The sequence below is a fragment of the Aliirhizobium cellulosilyticum genome (assembly GCF_014198105.1).
GTDB classification, from domain to species: domain Bacteria; phylum Pseudomonadota; class Alphaproteobacteria; order Rhizobiales; family Rhizobiaceae; genus Neorhizobium; species Neorhizobium cellulosilyticum.
Genome location: NZ_JACIGW010000002.1, coordinates 736,619 through 752,740, shown reverse-complemented (window position 1 = coordinate 752,740; position 16,122 = coordinate 736,619). Strand labels below are relative to the sequence as shown.

Here is a 16,122-nt window from a genome sequence, read left to right as displayed (position 1 = left end):
GACACAATGAATATGTTGTCAGAAGCAGCAGTTGAGAAGGCGCTGGACAAGAAGATGAATGAAGTCGCGTACAAGATGATTGGCAAGGACGTATCAGTCTATTACGGCGAGAAGCGCGCGCTTTTCGACGTGAACCTGAATGTCCGCGAAAACACGGTGACGGCGCTGATCGGCCCCTCGGGTTGCGGCAAGTCGACCTTCCTGCGCACGCTCAACCGCATGAACGACACGATCGAGGGCTGCCGCGTCACCGGCAAGATCACCCTTGATGAAGATGATATCTACGACAAGGAAATCGATGTCGTGGAACTTCGCGCCCGCGTCGGCATGGTGTTCCAGAAGCCGAACCCGTTCCCGAAGTCGATTTATGAAAACATCGCCTACGGCCCGCGCATCCATGGTCTGGCCCGCAACAAGGCGGATATGGACCAGATCGTCGAAGCCAGCCTTCAGCGCGCCGGCCTCTGGGCGGAAGTCAAGGATCGTCTTCATGAAGGCGGGACCGGTCTCTCCGGTGGTCAGCAGCAGCGTCTCTGCATCGCCCGTGCGGTTGCAGTTTCGCCGGAAGTCATCCTGATGGACGAACCCTGCTCGGCGCTCGACCCGATCGCCACCGCAAAGGTCGAGGAACTGATCCACGAACTGCGCGCCAACTATACGATCGTTATCGTCACCCACTCGATGCAGCAGGCCGCCCGCGTATCCCAGCGTACCGCCATGTTCCACCTTGGCCAGCTGGTCGAAGAGAACGACACGGACAAGATGTTCACCAATCCGGATGACCAGCGCACCCAGGATTACATCATGGGCCGCTTCGGCTGATTGGCCGTTGCCTGTTGCCCGCTGCTACGGATTTTGAGGACAAAGAGATGGTATCAAGTCATATCCTGTCGGCCTACGACGAAGAACTGAAGTATCTGCGCCGCCGCATCTCGGAAATGGGTGGCCTTGCGGAACAGATGTGCGGCGATGCCGTGCGCGCCCTGGTCAATGGTGACTCTGCCCTGGCCCAGAAGGTTATCTCCGACGACGTGATCCTGGATCACGCCGAGCGCGAGATCCAGGACAAGGCGATCGTCACTATCGCCAAGCGTCAGCCGATGGCTGCCGACCTGCGCGAAATCATCGGGACGCTGCGCATCGCAGCCGATCTGGAACGCGTCGGCGATCTCGGCAAGAACACCGCCAAGCGCGTCATTGCGGTTCAGGGCCATGGCGTTCCCCGCAAGCTCGCCCGCGGTCTGGAACACCTCTCCGATCTCGCGGCTGTACAGCTCAAGGAAGTGCTGGATGTCTATGCCAGCCGTTCGGCCGAAAAGGCAGAAGCGATCCGCCTGCGCGACGAAGAAATCGACGCCATGTACACGTCGCTTTTCCGCGAACTCCTGACCTACATGATGGAAGATCCGCGCAACATCACCACCTGCACGCATCTTCTGTTCTGCGCCAAGAACATCGAGCGTATCGGTGACCACGCGACCAACATCGCGGAAACCATCTACTACATGACGACGGGTGCTGTGCCGGAAGGCGAGCGTCCCAAGGACGATACGGCGAACACCGTCGGCGCGATTGCTGACTGATTTTGCCTGTCTGATGGAGTGTATCTAGTATGCAGCCGAGAATTGCGGTCGTGGAAGACGAGGAGGCGCTCAGCGTCCTCCTCCGTTATAATCTCGAAGCCGAAGGCTACGAGGTCGAAACCATTCTGAGAGGTGATGAGGCCGAAATCAGGCTTCAGGAGCGTGCTCCGGATCTTCTGGTTCTCGACTGGATGCTGCCAGGCGTTTCCGGCATCGAATTGTGCCGGCGCCTGCGCATGCGGCCAGAGACCGAGCGCCTGCCGATCATCATGCTGACAGCGCGCGGCGAGGAAAGCGAACGTGTTCGCGGTCTGGCGACCGGTGCCGACGACTATGTCGTCAAGCCGTTCTCGACGCCGGAACTGATGGCGCGTGTCAAGGCGATGTTGCGCCGTGCCAAGCCCGAGGTTCTCTCCAGCGTCTTGAAATGCGGTGATATCGAACTGGATCGCGAGACCCATCGCGTTCATCGCAAGAGCCGTGAAGTACGCCTTGGCCCGACCGAATTCCGTCTCCTGGAATTCCTCATGGTCTCGCCTGGCCGCGTCTTCTCGCGCTCCCAGCTTCTGGATGGCGTCTGGGGCCACGATATCTATGTCGACGAACGCACCGTCGACGTGCATGTCGGCCGCCTGCGCAAGGCGCTGAACTTCTCCAACATGCAGGATGTCATCCGCACCGTTCGCGGTGCCGGCTATTCGATGGAATCCTGATACGCGGGATAGCATCTGGAATGCAGGTTTCTCAGCCCGAGTGCGGTCATCCGCCTCGGGCTGAAGCATTTCAGGCCTTGGCTTCTTCCTGCCACTCAGGCAGCGGAAAGATCCGGTCGTAGGCCAGATTGAAGAAGAACGCATAGACCAGGTAGAACAGGGCGAACGAGATATCCATCACGAGCGCCTGCATCAGGCTCACGCCCAGATACCAAGCGATGAACGGCATGAGCACGATCAGCAGTCCGAGTTCGAACAGCACGGCATGTGCAACGCGCAGCGCCATGGTTTTCTGCGTACCGCCGCGATACGTCTGCATCAGGTGGTCGAAGCCGAGATTGTAGAGATAGTTCCAGCCGGTCGCCAGCGTTGCCGAAACGATCCCGACGACACCGATATGTTCGACCGGTATGCCGAAGACGAAAGAGGCGAGCGGTGTGAAAATCGCAAGCCCGATGATTTCGAAGCTGATTGCGTGACGAATACGGTCGCGTGTCGTGCGCATTTTATACCCCATTGGGTTATCCGGGTCGTCCCGGCATCAATGCCCATTCTGGGGGAGGTCGTCCTCACGCCTTTTCAGATAGGTGTTTGTGGCGCAGGAGGCAAGGCGCAGGCGGGCAAGGCTGCCTTGCAGAACCCGCAGCACGGCAAACAAAAAAGCGGGCCGAAGCCCGCTTGATCGTTGTTTATGGTGCCGAACTTTACGCCCGTGCAGCGCTCGGACGGCGGCGCTCGTTGACCGGCTGGTAGGCGAGCTTCGCATGGTAGGTGCAGTAAGGCGAATTATCCGGGGACTCACAGCCACAGAAGTGGAAATCGTCCGTCAGCGGATCGCCGACGGGCCACTTGCAGGTGCGTTCGGTCAATTCGGTCAGCGCCAGCTTGCGGGAAATCGGCAGGACAACGTTGGAAGCGGGACGGTAGACCAGTTCCTGCGAAGCCTCGAACTCGACCTCTTCCTTGAGCGCGGTTGCGCCGACCGGACGGGCGACCGGGCGTGCTGCCGGACGGGTGGCGAATGTCTGCTGGGGACGGGAAGTAGTTGCTGCTGGGCGCTTTGCCGTACGGTTCGTCGCGATTGTGCCGCCCGCCTTTGCGCGGCCCGGCAGGTTGAGGCGATGGACCTTGCCGATCACGGCATTGCGGCTTACGCCTCCAAGTTGTGCGGCGATCTGGCTGGCGCTCAAGCCTTCCGACCACAACCTTTTCAGTTTTTCAACGCGCTCGTCCGTCCAGTTCATGCCCGTTCTCCGCCTTTGAACGTTGGTGGCATGCAGAATCCCTCACCAATGTCGCGCGATACATCTCGCAACAGGCACTATATCTATGCTTTTGGTGACTAGTTCCGCCGCATGCAGTCTAGTAATTGATCTTTAACCTAGAGGTCCGCAGACTCCGTGACAAGAGTCCCCGGAATCGCCACGAATCGATTTCCCGGTTTTCCCCAACTTGCTTTCCGGGAGAGTCATTTTTGTCACAGCTGTCGGCAGGGTTGCGTCCTTGCAGCAAAATGCCTTGAAGCCCCAGATTTCCGTGAGTTTTATTGACATCACATGGATGAGTGGCGATAGTGCCGCGGCCGCCCCGAGGGCGGCATTTTGATTTTTTGAATATCCGCAATCGGATGCATTAGGAGTGAGCCGCCATGGCTGAATCTGCGCTTTTCGACACCTTTGCCCGGGCCCCGCTGCGCTTTGAGCGTGGCGAAGGCGTTTGGCTTGTGACGGAAAGCGGCGAGCGATATCTCGACTTCGGTGCGGGTGTCGCTGTCACGTCCTGCGGCCATGCCAATCCGCATCTGGTCGAAGCGCTGAAATCGCAGGCCGAGAAGGTCTGGCATCTGTCCAATCTTTATGAAATCCCGGAGCAGGAGCGCTTGGCGCGCCGTCTGGTCGACGCAACCTTTGCGGACAAGGCCTTCTTCACCAATTCGGGTGCGGAAGCGCTGGAATGCGCAATCAAGACGGCCCGCCGTTATCACTATTCCAAGGGGCACCCGGAAAAGTTCCATATCATCACCTTTGAAGGTGCCTTCCACGGCCGGACGATCGCAACGATCGCAGCCGGCGGCCAGGAAAAATATATGGAAGGCTTCGGCCCCAAGGCTCAGGGTTTTGATCAGGTGCCCTTCGGTGATCTCGATGCGCTGAACGCTGCGATCAACGAGAACACCGGCGCTCTGTTGATCGAGCCGATCCAGGGCGAGGGCGGTGTGCGTCCGGTTCCGAAGGAATTCATGCGCGAGCTGCGCCGCATCTGCGACGAAAAGGGTCTTCTTTTGATCCTCGACGAAGTTCAGACCGGCGTCGGCCGTACCGGCAAGCTCTTTGCCCATGAATGGGCCGGCATCACCCCTGACATCATGGCGATCGCCAAGGGTATTGGCGGCGGCTTCCCGTTCGGCGCATGCCTTGCAACGGCAGAAGCCGCATCCGGCATGAAGCCCGGCATCCACGGTACCACCTATGGTGGCAACCCGCTGGCCATGGCCTGTGGCAATGCGGTGCTTGATATCGTGCTCGCCGACGGTTTCCTGGAAAACGTTCGCGATGTCGCACTCGTCTTCCGTCAGGGCCTTGCTGCGCTCAAGGATCGTTTCCCGACCGTGATCGAGGATATTCGCGGCGAGGGCCTGTTGCTCGGCATCAAGGCAAAGGTGCCGGCCGGCGACCTGATCTCCGGAATGCGCGATCAGCATATGCTGGCCGTCATGGCAGGCGATAACGTCGTCCGCATTCTGCCGCCGCTTGTCGTCACCGCCGAGGAAGCGCGCGAAGGTCTTCGCCGTATCGAGCGTGCTGCCGAAACGCTGTCGGCTGACCAGCTGAAGAAATCCGCTTAAGAATACGTAGAGAGGGCGCCTTCCGGTTCCCTCCGTTAGGGAACAAGGTAATGGCATCTCCCAAGCATTTTCTCGATCTTTCCGCTGTGTCGGCGGGTGACCTGCGCTCCATCCTCGATGATGCAAAGGTGCGAAAGCTGGCAACCAAAGCCGGCACGGCTGACAAGCCGCTGGCCGGCAAGATGCTGGCCATGATTTTCGAGAAGCCGTCCACCCGCACCCGCGTCTCCTTCGATGTGGGCATGCGCCAGCTCGGCGGCGAGACGCTGTTCCTGTCGGGTACCGAGATGCAGCTCGGCCGCGCCGAGACGATCGGCGACACCGCCAAGGTTCTGTCGCGTTATGTCGACGCGATCATGATCCGCACCACCGATCACAAGCGCCTTCTGGAACTGGCCGAACATGCCACCGTGCCGGTCATCAATGCGCTGACAGACGACACCCATCCCTGCCAGATCATGGCCGACCTGATGACCTTCGAGGAACATCGCGGTCCCGTCGCCGGCAAGACGATTGCCTGGACGGGCGACGGCAATAACGTGCTGCATTCGCTCGTCGAAGGTTCGGCCCGTTTCGGTTACCGCATGAATATGGCCGTTCCGATGGGTTCCGAGCCGCATGACAAGTTCTTGAACTGGGCGCGCAACAACGGCGGCGAGATCATGCTCACCCACGATGTCGAGCGCGCGGTTGCCGGCGCCGATGTCGTGGTCACGGATACCTGGGTTTCGATGAACCAGGAACACAAGGCGCGCGGCCACAACATCTTCCAGCCCTATCAGGTCAATGAAGCGCTGATGAAGCAGGCCAAGGCCGATGCGCTGTTCATGCACTGCCTGCCGGCCCATCGTGGCGAGGAAGTCACCGACGCCGTGATCGATGGCCCGCAGTCGGTCGTCTTCGACGAGGCTGAAAACCGCCTCCACGCCCAGAAGTCCATTCTGGCCTGGTGCTTCGGCGCGATCTGAGCCTGTCTTCTGGCTCTTGAATTGGCTTGAAGCCGGCACCATTTGTCGGCTTTCAAACGCGCAGTGCCTGGTGCCGGCGCTTCAACAGACATCCCCGACATTTTCGAGCGGCCCAGCGGTTCCGCTTGCCGGCCTGTTTGTGTAAAGGTCGGGGACAAGGCCCGAGACGATCGGTGTGAAGGAGTAAGATGATGGCGGAAGCAACCGTGGAACTGAAGGACCTCCACTTTGCCGGAGACGACAGGGTTGTTCCCTTCCAGGTCGAGGGCCTGGATGTTCGTGGCCGTGCGGTGCAGCTTGGGCCGCTTCTCAACACCATTCTGGGTCGCCATGATTATCCGGCTCCGGTTGCAAGGCTGCTTGCAGAAGCACTGGTGCTGACGGCATTGCTCGGTACTTCGCTGAAATTTGATGGCAAGTTCACAGTTCAGACCAAGGGCGACGGACCCGTCGATCTTCTCGTGGCTGATTTCTCCACGCCGGATGCGCTTCGCGCCTATGCCCGTTACGACGAGGATGCACTGGCTGCTGCCGTCAAGGATGGCAAGACCTCGCCGCCGGAGCTTCTTGGTCAGGGCGTACTCGCCTTCACCATCGATCAGGGCAAGGGCATGCAGCCCTATCAGGGCATCGTGCCGATGGACGGCTCGTCTCTGGAAGAGATTGCCGGCGTCTATTTCCGTCAGTCGGAACAGATACCGACCCGTGTCCGTCTTGCCGTGGCCGAGCTTTTCGACCGCGATGAGGACGGCAAGCCGCGTCATAATTGGCGGGCAGGCGGTCTGGTCGCCCAGTTCCTACCCCAGGCGCCGGAGCGCATGCGTCATCCGGATCTCCACGGCGGTGATGGCGACGAACGCGATACCAGCGTCACCGATGATGCCTGGGATGAAGCCCGTTCGCTGGTCGAGACGATCGACACTGACGAGCTGACCGATCCGCAGGTCGCGATCGAACGGCTTCTCTATCGCCTGTTCCACGAGCGTGGCGTGCGGGTTTATGAACCGCAGACGGTCTTCGATCGTTGCAGCTGCTCGCGCGACAAGATCAAGGGCGTGCTCGCCGGCTTCACGGCGGAGGAAATCGAGGCAAGCCAGGAAGATGGCCAGATCGCCGTCACCTGCGAATTCTGCTCGACGACCTATCGTTACGAACTGGCGGAATTCGCTCCGGCCTGAGCCGCAGGGCTCAATTCAGCACCCGGTTCAGCCCGGGTGAATCCAGCGAGAAGGCGGGGATGTCGACCTTGAAGACCTCGCCTTCTTCCGTCTGCATGTCGTAATAGCCGAACATCATGCCGGATGGCGTGTCCAGTGGGCAGCCCGATGAATATTCATAGCTGTCGCCCGGCTGCAGGCGCGGCTGTTCTCCGACGACGCCAAGCCCGTCCACTTCGTCGACCAGACCGTTCTGGTCGGTAATATGCCAGTAGCGGTGAACCAGCTTTACCGTATGGATCGAGTGGTTCTCGATAACAATGCGATAGCCCCAGACATAGCGGCTCTCTTCCGGACTGGACTGCTCCTCCAGATAGAACGGCTCGACGGCAACTTCTATGTCTCTTGTCCGGGCGCGATACATGGACAAATACCTCAAAACTACAGCGCCGGATATCGTTTCTTGCACGTCAACCACGCCGTAGAACATGGAATCTACATCCCCGCATATCGTACACACGGCATCGAACGTCAAGAAAACTCGCGGTTTACGCGAGAAACTGTGATCTGTTCTTGGAATTAGGGATAACTGATATGGTGAATCCGAAAACCGGATTCACCATATCGACGGGCCGAAAAGACCTCAGATAGAAGCCAGAGCCTTGGCAAAATCTTCAAGCAGATCTTCGCCGTCCTCGATGCCGGCCGAGAAGCGCACGGTGCCGGGCGAAATGCCAAGCTCTGCACGCGCCTCGTCGGTGAGGTTCTTGTGCGTCGTTGTTGCTGGATGCGTGATCAGGCTGCGGGTGTCGCCGAGATTGTTGGAGATCGTTACCACGTCCAGCGCGTTCTGCAGCTTGAAGGCAGCTTCCTTGCCGCCCTTCAGCTCGAAGCAGACCAGCGTCGATCCGCCGCTCATCTGCTTGGCGATGATGTCGGCCTGCGGATGGTCCTTGCGGCCCGGATAGATGACCTTGGCGACATGCTTGTGCTCTGCCAGGAAGTCGGCGATCTGCGAGGCGTTGTCCGTCTGCGCCTTGACTCGGATCGGTAGCGTCTCAAGTCCCTTGATCAGCGTCCAGGCGGTAAACGGCGACATGGCCGGACCCGTGTGGCGATAATAATCCTGCAGATGCTCGTCCACCCATTCCTTGTCGGAAAGGATCACGCCGGCAAGGCTGCGGCCCTGGCCGTCGATATGCTTGGTGGCCGAATAGACGACGATGTGGGCGCCGAGTTCCAGCGGCTTCTGGAAAAGCGGCGTGGCGAACACGTTGTCGACCACCACCTTTGCGCCGATCTGGTTGGCAAGCTTTGCCACGCCGGCAATGTCGACGATCTCGAGCGTCGGGTTGGTCGGGCTTTCGAGGAAGAACACCTTGGTATTCTTCTGGATCGCTTTCTCCCAATTGGCGAGATCGCGGCCGTCGATGAGCGTGCATTCGATGCCGTAGCGCGGTGCGAGCGTCTCGACCACCCAACGGCATGAGCCGAACAGCGCGCGGGCTGCAACGATATGATCGCCGGCCTTCAGCTGGCAGAGCAGGGCGGCGGAAACGGCGGCCATGCCGGATGCCGTGGCGCGGGCTTCTTCCGCACCTTCCAGCGCACACATGCGCTTTTCAAACATGTCATTGGTCGGGCTGCCGTAGCGGGCGTAAATGTAACCTTCGGTCTCGCCCTTGAAGCGCGCTTCCGCGGCTTCCGAACTGTCGTAGGCAAAGCCCTGGGTGAGATAGATCGCTTCAGACATTTCGCCATATTGCGAACGCAGCGTACCGCCGTGGACGAGTGTAGTTGCCGGGCGCCATTTGTTTGTCATGCTAGTCCTCAATCCAAAACAAAAAAAACCGGCCGCGAAAGCAGACCGGTTTTAGCAACCCGGTCTTTTTAGCCACTTGTTTAACGTGGCTGCAAGCCGACCGGCAAATCACCACGGGATAAAGCTGGCTTACGCCTCGCATTCGCTTGCGTCAATGCCCTGCATTTGGTTTTGTCACCGCCAAATTTTGAAAGAAACGATCATGGCTCGCGACACGGGAATTCTGGCGGACCGCGCAATTGCGGCGCTCTTCGAAACGGGACGGCTGTTCTCCGAACGGGATCTCGACCGCGATCAGATTCAGCCGGCCAGCTTGGACCTTCGTCTGGGTGCCAAGGCATTTCGCGTGCGCGCCTCCTTCATGCCAGGTCCAAACAGCCTCGTTTCCGATAAGCTCGACCGGTTGAAGCTGCATGTTGTCGATCTGTCGGAGGGCGCGGTTCTGGAAACCGGCTGCGTCTATATCGTGCCGCTGATGGAAAGCCTCGATCTGCCGGCAAATATGTCGGCGTCGGCAAATCCGAAATCCTCGACCGGCCGTCTCGATATCTTCACCCGCGTCATCACTGATCATGCGCAGGAGTTCGACAAGATCCCGGTCGGTTACCGCGGCCCGCTCTATCTCGAAATCTCGCCGCGCACTTTCCCGATCGTCGCCCGACAGGGTTCGCGCCTGTCGCAAATCCGCTTCCGCATCGGCAATGCCCTCCTGTCGGAACCTGAACTCTTGCATCTGCACGAGACCGAAACGCTGGTCGCATCCTCGATGCCGAACGTGTCCGGCGGCGGTATCGCGCTGTCGATCGATCTCAAGGGTGATGCGAATGGCCTGATCGGTTATCGTGGCAAGCATCACACGGCCGTAGTCGATGTCGACAAGAAGGCCCAGCACGATGTTTTCGATTTCTGGGAGCCGCTCTACAGCCGCGGCCGCAACGAGCTGATCCTCGATCCGGATGAGTTCTACATCCTCGTCTCCCGCGAGGCCGTGCATGTGCCGCCGCTTTATGCCGCCGAAATGACCCCTTTCGATCCGCTGGTCGGCGAATTCCGTGTCCATTATGCCGGCTTCTTCGATCCGGGCTTCGGACACGAAGCCGCAGGCGGACGAGGCAGCCGCGCCGTCCTGGAGGTCCGCAGCCACGAGGTGCCCTTCATCCTCGAAGACAGCCAGATTGTCGGACGCCTCGTCTACGAGCATATGCTGCAGGCTCCGGAAGGCCTTTACGGCTCGGGCCTCGGCTCGAACTATCAGGCTCAGGGCCTGAAACTGTCGAAACATTTCCGCGGCTGAGCATCACGCTCGATCCCGGTTGGGCGTTTCGAACCGTATCTGCCCGACCAATCCCGATGCCGCAGACAACCCAGCCGGCCTTGACAGCCGCGATCCGTTGTTGGAAACCTGCACGCGCAAGCGGGTGTAGCTCAATGGTAGAGCAGCAGCTTCCCAAGCTGAATACGAGGGTTCGATTCCCTTCACCCGCTCCAGCCACCTTTCCCGCCAAGGCCAAAGCTGCCTATACCCCTGATGATGAGCCTCCCGGCATAAGACGTCTTTGAAGCCGTATCTTCGGCTTGGGTGAGATGGTTCGTTCTGCTGGCGCAGCCCAATAAGAAGGCCAGTCAACGCGCTTCCGGCAAAGGTCGACTGTCACGAACTTTCATTGATCCACCCGGCAAGCCTGAGGCGGAGCCAACGATTATTCATGGCGTCGGATAGCGGTTGCGGATCGCGCGCATATAGTAGCCACCGGGCGAACTCGCATCACACAGATCGGCGATGACAACGGCGGGAACCTCGCAAAACTCGCGAACCTGCCCGTTGGACATGAATACCGTCATGCGGAACGACATTTCGTCATACTCGACGGAATCGATAAGCTTTGATCTGAGATGGATACGCATGAGTTCCCATCCTGTTTCGCCGGCCTCCCTGCATTGAAAATAGTCGGGCATGCCATCGAGTCAATAATGATGAATTCATCTATCAAGATGTTTGGCAGTGCCTGCATGTGTAGGACTGCGATTGGGAAATGAAATTCAAGTAAAATAAATGATTGTTGTGTTGCGGGTCTGGAAGATCATCGTGACAATACGCGAGGCCGTTTCCATTGGTGTAGTGTGTATATCGGAAATTTGGTTCGACTTTGATTTTTGAGAATACGTGCGGCATCTTTCGAATATTGATGTGATGGATGACGCCAGACAATTCTTACGACGCACGTTATTTCGGGAAAAGGATTTCCATGCAGAAGTTTGCCGCATTCCTTGGTCTCCTCATCGCAATTTTGAGCTTCCCGGTATCGGCTGCTTCGACGAACCTTCTATTCGGGCGTGGCGTCAATCTCGTCGGGAATAACGGTTATTATACCCAGTCCACCACCTGGGCGACCGATGAGGGAATGAAATATTACCTGGGAAAGGGCATGCGCGTTTTCCGACTGGTTTTCGCCTGGGAATGGATTCAGCCAAGGCTCGGCGGAGATCTCGATCCAACCGTGCTTGCGGCGCTTGAACGGGAGGTTGATTTTCTGACGGGTGCTGGGGCCACGGTCATCGTCGATGTACATAACTTCATGCGCCGGGACCTCAATTTCGACAGGCAACCGAAGAACGAGGTCATCATAGGCGAGGCTCAGGAAGTCTCGGCGGCCCATTTCTCTGATCTCTGGGTCAGGCTCGCTATGAAATTCAAGACAAATCCCCGCGTCATGTTCGGCATCATGAATGAGCCGCACGATGTGGACGGCATCAAGCTTGCTGCGACCTACAATACGGTGCTGAAGGATATTCGCGCAACCGGCGCGACCAACACGATCCTATTGGATGGATACGGTTTCGCCCATGACCTGTCCTGGACGGGGCAACCGCTTGGAAAACCGCTCGGGCCGCTCGTCCGTGATCCCGGCAACAATCTGGTCATCGACGTTCACCGTTATCTTGACGACTACAGTGCCGGACAGAAACAGACCTGCAATCCTGGATCAGGTGCCACAGTTCTGGTGGAGTCGACGGAATGGGCGCGCGCCAACAGGATGCGGTTGTTTCTCGGCGAATTCGCGGTGGCCAAGAATGAGGCTTGCTATAAGGAACTGCGAGACCTTCTGGCATATTTTGCCGCCAACTCCGATGTCTGGACCGGCTACACCTGGTTTGGTGTCTATGCCGGACAGAAAGGCTACCATACGCCTGATCAGGGCTTCTGGTATTCGATCGATCCGGGCGGACCCGATGCGCAGGACTTTTCGGGCGCAACGCCGGATGATCCGCGCATGAAGATCCTGCTCGAAGGTCCGTGAGGCCAGTAGAACGTCTGGATGCATTCGACGGAAATTGTCGTCATGCGGTTTCAGTCCGTTGATGTCGGCGCATGCGGTGTCTTGTTCCAGTGGAACGGATTGGTCTTGAGTTCGATCACCGCCCGCCAGGCTGCAGCCGAGATCATCAGCCAGTAGAATGGCACCATCACCCATCGCCAGCCGATCTGCCGCTTTTCATGGTCGATCATCGACCCGACCCCCAATCCCAGGAAGATCAGGTAGCTTCCGAGGATGTTGACGAAATCCATGACGAACAGCGAGACGACACCGAGTGGCAGGTCGTTTTTGGGTGCGTCGAGCATGGCGGATGCCCCGAGCCAGAGGAAAACGAAGATCAAGGGGTGAAGCAATGCCGAGATCAGCATCCCGCCCACCATCAGCTGGAAAGTCACAAAAGCGGGCAGGCCCATCTCCCGCATCAGCCTCGCCGGATCGCGCATCAGCACCAGCCATGTCTGCAGCCAGCCTTTATACCAGCGGGCGCGTTGCGCCATCCAGACGGAAACCTGTACCGGCGCGTCCTCCAGTGTCTGGCAGGTCAACACGTCCGAACGGTAGCCGAGCCGATAGAGGCGCAGCCCCATATCTGCGTCCTCGGTCACATTATATGGATCCCAGCCGCCGACTTTCTTCAATATTTCGGTTTTGAAATGGTTGGACGTTCCTCCGAGCGGCAGGGGCATTCGTCGTCTGGCGAGCATTGGTAATAGGCCCCTGAACAGTGCGGAATATTCAAGCGAGAACAGGGCGCTGAGCGGTGATTTCCGGGCATTGGCAATGATCAGCGGCGCCTGCAGGCAGGCCAGTTCGGGCGGCCCGTTGACAAAGGTTGCGTGCGCTTCGCGCAGTTGCAGGGGGTGCGGCCGGTCTTCCGCGTCATATATGGCCAGAAATTCACCCCGTGCCGAAGAGAGCGCATAGGTAAGTGCCTTTGGCTTGGTTCGCGGACCGATTGGCGGCACAATGACGATTTCGAACTGTGGTCCAGGTTCAAGCGCGGTCAGCGCGGCAATCGTCTCGGCGTCGTCGTCTTCGCAGACGAGCTTGATATCGATGAGTGTATGGGGCCAGTCGAGCCGTTCGAGGCAGGCTATGAGTTGGCCGACGACGGGGGCTTCTCGGTAAAGCGCCACCATGACAGTGTAGCGCGGTAACGGGCCGGCTTTCAGGTTGAACCTGGTAGCAGGGCTCGGCAGATGCATCTTCAAAGCAAGCGCCGTCAGCCGCAGCAATAGCGAAGCAAGATAGGTCAGCGACAGAATGATATGCAGGCTGAGAAGCGTCACGACCGGTATGATGAGGAAGGTCGCGATCGTTCCGGCGACGAACGCACCTGCGAAAAATCCCTGCTTACCCGAAAGCACCGTCCGGGCGGAGAAAGCTGGTTGCCGCTCGAAAAGCCCGTTGGTCGTTTCCTGCCCGCGCCGTCCGGCTCCCGCAGCCCACACCGCCTTGCGAATGGCGCCTGGTGTCGTGATGGCAAGGTTCCGGCCGAGCATGGGCATGGTGGTCAGGGCTGCGGCAAGTTCTGCCAGTCGCGCCGCCTCCGGCACGATGACGGTTTCCGGCGCCCGACTGCGATGAGCAAGCCGGATCATGGTCGGACGTATAAGCTGGCTGTCCAGCGTCATTGCGTCCTGCACAAGACGGGGATCGATCGTGTCGATGAAAGGCAACCGCAGCAACCGCGCGATCGCGCCGTAATAAGCCTCTTCGCGCACCTCGCCGGAGCGCAGCAGCTCGGCCTCGATCGACGTGCCGTGACGCAGCGCCCGCTCGCGCATTCGGGCAATCATCGGCTTGGAGAAACCGAGAGCGGCAAGAACCGCGGCCTCAGCTTCCGGAGGATCCGGATCGGTGTCGCCGCGAAACTCTTGGTCATTGGCCTGCCGGCCCTCTGAACCGCCGTTCGGCAAGCTCGTGGCAGGCTCATCGTCACAGACCGCCGATCCCTGCGGCGGATATTCCCCGAAGCGCATGGTTCTGTTACACCGTCCCCAAGGAGCACCCGATAGGGGCGCTCCTGCCTGACCCGCAGACGATCATAATGAGGCACCGGATGATTACATCCCTAGTTTGGCGGGGGGCGCGCGATCTCTTTGCAGCTTTCGTGATGTTGGTGGCCGCTTTCGCATCACCCGGGACGAGCCTTGCATCCGAAAGCGGAAATCGCCTGCCGCTGATGTTCGACAGCCGCGAACGCGTGGCTCGCCCGGATCTGTCGACGATCGTTCGCCTGCGCATTCTGACAACCGTTGATTTTCCGCCTTTCAACTTCACCGACCAGACGGGACGCCTATCCGGTTTCAACGTCGATCTTGCCCGCGAAATCTGCGCTGAACTGAAGCTCGAGGCCAAATGCCAAATCCAGTCCATACCGTTCGACGAACTGGAAAGGACGTTGGAGGCCAATGGCGGTGAGGCGGTGATGGCGGGCATCGCGGTCAATCAGGACCGGCGGGAGCGTTTTTTGTTCTCCCGCTCCTATATCGGCATCCCGGCGCGTTTTGCCAAAAGCCGCTCGGCCGACATACCGGGCGACACTGCTGCAGCACTCGCCGGGCGTCGTGTCGGCGTAGTCAAGGAAACCGCACATGAGGCGATGCTCAAGGCATTTTTTCCAGGCATCATCGCCGTGCCGTTCGAAACCGGTGAGGCAATGACTACGGCCTTGAAGGAAAAAAAGATCGACGCCGTTTTTTCCGATGGATTGAGATTGCCCTTCTGGGTCGCCAGCGACGCTTCTGAAAAATGCTGCATGCTTTTCGACGGCCCTTATCTTTCGGAAAAATTCCTGGGCGAGGGCCTGTCCGTCATGGTGCGTCGCACCGACCCGCTTCTGGTCTCGGCCTTCGATCAGGCACTCGCCGAGCTGTCCCGTAACGGCAGGCTGCAGGATCTTTATCTGCGCTATTTTCCAAACGGGTTATATTGAGCTGGGAATTTGTTCCTGTCTCCCGTAACCGAGAAAGCAGGGACCTCACTGGCTCGCCCAGATTATGCGGGCCATCCACTCCACATCGGCAAGATCAAAGGTCCGGTTGGGATGCTCCGGGTTGAGCGACATCACTTCGACGCTTTTCGGGCTCTGGCGTGCCAGCACCTTGGCCATCACTTCACCCTCCTTGGTTTTCAACACGACGCGGTCACCGCGTCTCACCTGCGCCCCCGGCTCGACAATCAGCACGTCACCGTCGCGATAGAGCGGCATCATCGATTCCCCCTGCACTTCGAGCGCATAGACGCCCACCCTGCGTGACGGATCTACGGGAAACTCGACGACATCCCAGCCCTGTCCGGCCGGAAATCCACCATCGTCGAAAAAGCCGCCTGCTCCCGCTTGGGCAAAGCCAAGCAGCGGAATATTGCCGGCCTGCGGCGGAAAATTACCCTCGGGTATCTGGTTGCGGCCGCCAGCGGGCAGATAGCTCATGAATTGGTCGATCGTGGCCCCGGTTGCATCGAGTACTTTCGAGATCGATTCCGTCGAAGGCCAGCGCAGCCGCCCGTCAGGCCCCAGACGCTTTGAACGATTGAACGAGGTAGGATCCAGTCCAGCCCGCCTCGCAAGCCCGGATGGCGTCAGTTGATGACGTTCGGCAAGCCTGTCGATCGCGTTCCATATGGCGTCATGTGACAGCATTTTCGCCCGTGCCCCGGCCTTTACAAGGCTCCAGTCCGCGACCGCTTGAAGAGGGGCGCCATGCAGCCTTC

At 59.1% G+C, this 16,122-nt stretch carries 16 protein-coding genes, 1 tRNA gene and 1 riboswitch; of the genes, 10 read left to right on the top strand and 7 right to left on the bottom strand.

Annotation, left to right across the window (positions count from 1 at the left end; translation table 11 throughout):
* The first annotated feature begins 6 nt into the window (after positions 1 to 6).
* From pstB to phoB, 3 genes are read left to right on the top strand one after another with little or no spacing between them, the layout of a single operon-like run.
* Positions 7 to 822 (top strand): phosphate ABC transporter ATP-binding protein PstB, encoded by an 816-nt coding sequence (gene pstB / locus GGE33_RS12400; RefSeq protein ID WP_148148315.1) that lies wholly within the window; start codon positions 7 to 9, stop codon positions 820 to 822.
* Between the two features lie 47 nt (positions 823 to 869).
* Entirely contained in the window at positions 870 to 1,583 is a 714-nt protein-coding gene (gene phoU, locus GGE33_RS12395; RefSeq protein ID WP_148148314.1) for a phosphate signaling complex protein PhoU, read from the top strand.
* A 29-nt stretch (positions 1,584 to 1,612) separates the two neighbouring features.
* The gene (gene phoB / locus GGE33_RS12390; RefSeq protein ID WP_112458346.1) at positions 1,613 to 2,296 is read left to right on the top strand and encodes a phosphate regulon transcriptional regulator PhoB; all 684 of its coding nucleotides are present in this window, start codon (positions 1,613 to 1,615) and stop codon (positions 2,294 to 2,296) included.
* Between the two features lie 70 nt (positions 2,297 to 2,366).
* On the opposite strand, the gene GGE33_RS12385 is transcribed toward phoB, so the two are convergent.
* Both GGE33_RS12385 and GGE33_RS12380 read right to left on the bottom strand, forming a co-directional pair.
* Positions 2,367 to 2,801 carry a PACE efflux transporter gene (locus GGE33_RS12385; protein WP_183823474.1) on the bottom strand — a complete coding sequence of 145 codons (435 nt, stop codon included), beginning with the start codon at positions 2,799 to 2,801 and terminating at the stop codon, positions 2,367 to 2,369.
* A gap of 199 nt (positions 2,802 to 3,000) precedes the next feature.
* Positions 3,001 to 3,540: a GcrA family cell cycle regulator gene (locus GGE33_RS12380; RefSeq protein ID WP_148148312.1), complete on the bottom strand. Its 540-nt coding sequence runs from the start codon at positions 3,538 to 3,540 to the stop codon at positions 3,001 to 3,003.
* 404 nt (positions 3,541 to 3,944) lie between these two features.
* Between GGE33_RS12380 and GGE33_RS12375 the strand changes: the two genes are divergently transcribed.
* The 3 genes from GGE33_RS12375 (at position 3,945) to GGE33_RS12365 (ending at position 7,287) form a co-directional block, all read left to right on the top strand.
* Positions 3,945 to 5,141: an aspartate aminotransferase family protein gene (locus tag GGE33_RS12375; protein ID WP_183823472.1), complete on the top strand. Its 1,197-nt coding sequence runs from the start codon at positions 3,945 to 3,947 to the stop codon at positions 5,139 to 5,141.
* Between the two features lie 50 nt (positions 5,142 to 5,191).
* Positions 5,192 to 6,109 carry an ornithine carbamoyltransferase gene (argF, locus tag GGE33_RS12370; protein WP_183823470.1) on the top strand — a complete coding sequence of 306 codons (918 nt, stop codon included), beginning with the start codon at positions 5,192 to 5,194 and terminating at the stop codon, positions 6,107 to 6,109.
* 191 nt (positions 6,110 to 6,300) lie between these two features.
* A complete protein-coding gene (locus tag GGE33_RS12365) occupies positions 6,301 to 7,287 on the top strand; it encodes an Hsp33 family molecular chaperone (RefSeq protein ID WP_183823468.1) in 987 nt (328 codons plus the stop codon).
* 10 nt (positions 7,288 to 7,297) lie between these two features.
* Here GGE33_RS12365 and apaG read toward each other — a convergent pair whose 3' ends face one another.
* Both apaG and GGE33_RS12355 read right to left on the bottom strand, forming a co-directional pair.
* Positions 7,298 to 7,690 (bottom strand): Co2+/Mg2+ efflux protein ApaG, encoded by a 393-nt coding sequence (apaG, locus tag GGE33_RS12360; protein ID WP_112458352.1) that lies wholly within the window; start codon positions 7,688 to 7,690, stop codon positions 7,298 to 7,300.
* A 219-nt stretch (positions 7,691 to 7,909) separates the two neighbouring features.
* Positions 7,910 to 9,088, bottom strand: a complete 1,179-nt coding sequence (locus GGE33_RS12355; protein WP_183823466.1) for an O-succinylhomoserine sulfhydrylase — start codon at positions 9,086 to 9,088, stop codon at positions 7,910 to 7,912.
* 47 nt (positions 9,089 to 9,135) lie between these two features.
* Positions 9,136 to 9,213: riboswitch (SAM riboswitch) on the bottom strand.
* A 77-nt stretch (positions 9,214 to 9,290) separates the two neighbouring features.
* Between GGE33_RS12355 and GGE33_RS12350 the strand changes: the two genes are divergently transcribed.
* On the top strand, positions 9,291 to 10,382 hold the full coding sequence (locus GGE33_RS12350; RefSeq protein ID WP_183823464.1) for a 2'-deoxycytidine 5'-triphosphate deaminase: 1,092 nt from the start codon (positions 9,291 to 9,293) through the stop codon (positions 10,380 to 10,382).
* Between the two features lie 120 nt (positions 10,383 to 10,502).
* Positions 10,503 to 10,576, top strand: a tRNA-Gly gene (locus tag GGE33_RS12345).
* Positions 10,577 to 10,792: 216 nt separating this feature from the next.
* Here GGE33_RS12345 and GGE33_RS12340 read toward each other — a convergent pair.
* Complete coding sequence (locus tag GGE33_RS12340) at positions 10,793 to 10,993, bottom strand: KTSC domain-containing protein (protein WP_183823462.1); 201 nt, start codon at positions 10,991 to 10,993, stop codon at positions 10,793 to 10,795.
* A 341-nt stretch (positions 10,994 to 11,334) separates the two neighbouring features.
* Here GGE33_RS12340 and GGE33_RS12335 point away from each other — a divergent pair, with 341 nt between their 5' ends.
* Positions 11,335 to 12,387 (top strand): glycoside hydrolase family 5 protein, encoded by a 1,053-nt coding sequence (locus GGE33_RS12335; protein ID WP_183823460.1) that lies wholly within the window; start codon positions 11,335 to 11,337, stop codon positions 12,385 to 12,387.
* Positions 12,388 to 12,437: 50 nt separating this feature from the next.
* Here the strand turns inward: GGE33_RS12335 and GGE33_RS12330 are convergent, their stop codons facing one another.
* The gene (locus GGE33_RS12330) at positions 12,438 to 14,387 is read right to left on the bottom strand and encodes a glycosyltransferase family 2 protein (RefSeq protein ID WP_183823458.1); all 1,950 of its coding nucleotides are present in this window, start codon (positions 14,385 to 14,387) and stop codon (positions 12,438 to 12,440) included.
* A gap of 68 nt (positions 14,388 to 14,455) precedes the next feature.
* On the opposite strand from GGE33_RS12330, the gene GGE33_RS12325 reads away from it, so the two are divergent.
* Positions 14,456 to 15,343, top strand: coding sequence for a transporter substrate-binding domain-containing protein (locus GGE33_RS12325; protein WP_394353664.1), 888 nt, complete (start codon positions 14,456 to 14,458; stop codon positions 15,341 to 15,343).
* 45 nt (positions 15,344 to 15,388) lie between these two features.
* Here the strand turns inward: GGE33_RS12325 and GGE33_RS12320 are convergent, their stop codons facing one another.
* Positions 15,389 to 16,051, bottom strand: a complete 663-nt coding sequence (locus GGE33_RS12320) for a S24 family peptidase (protein ID WP_183823456.1) — start codon at positions 16,049 to 16,051, stop codon at positions 15,389 to 15,391.
* Positions 16,052 to 16,122 lie beyond the last annotated feature (71 nt).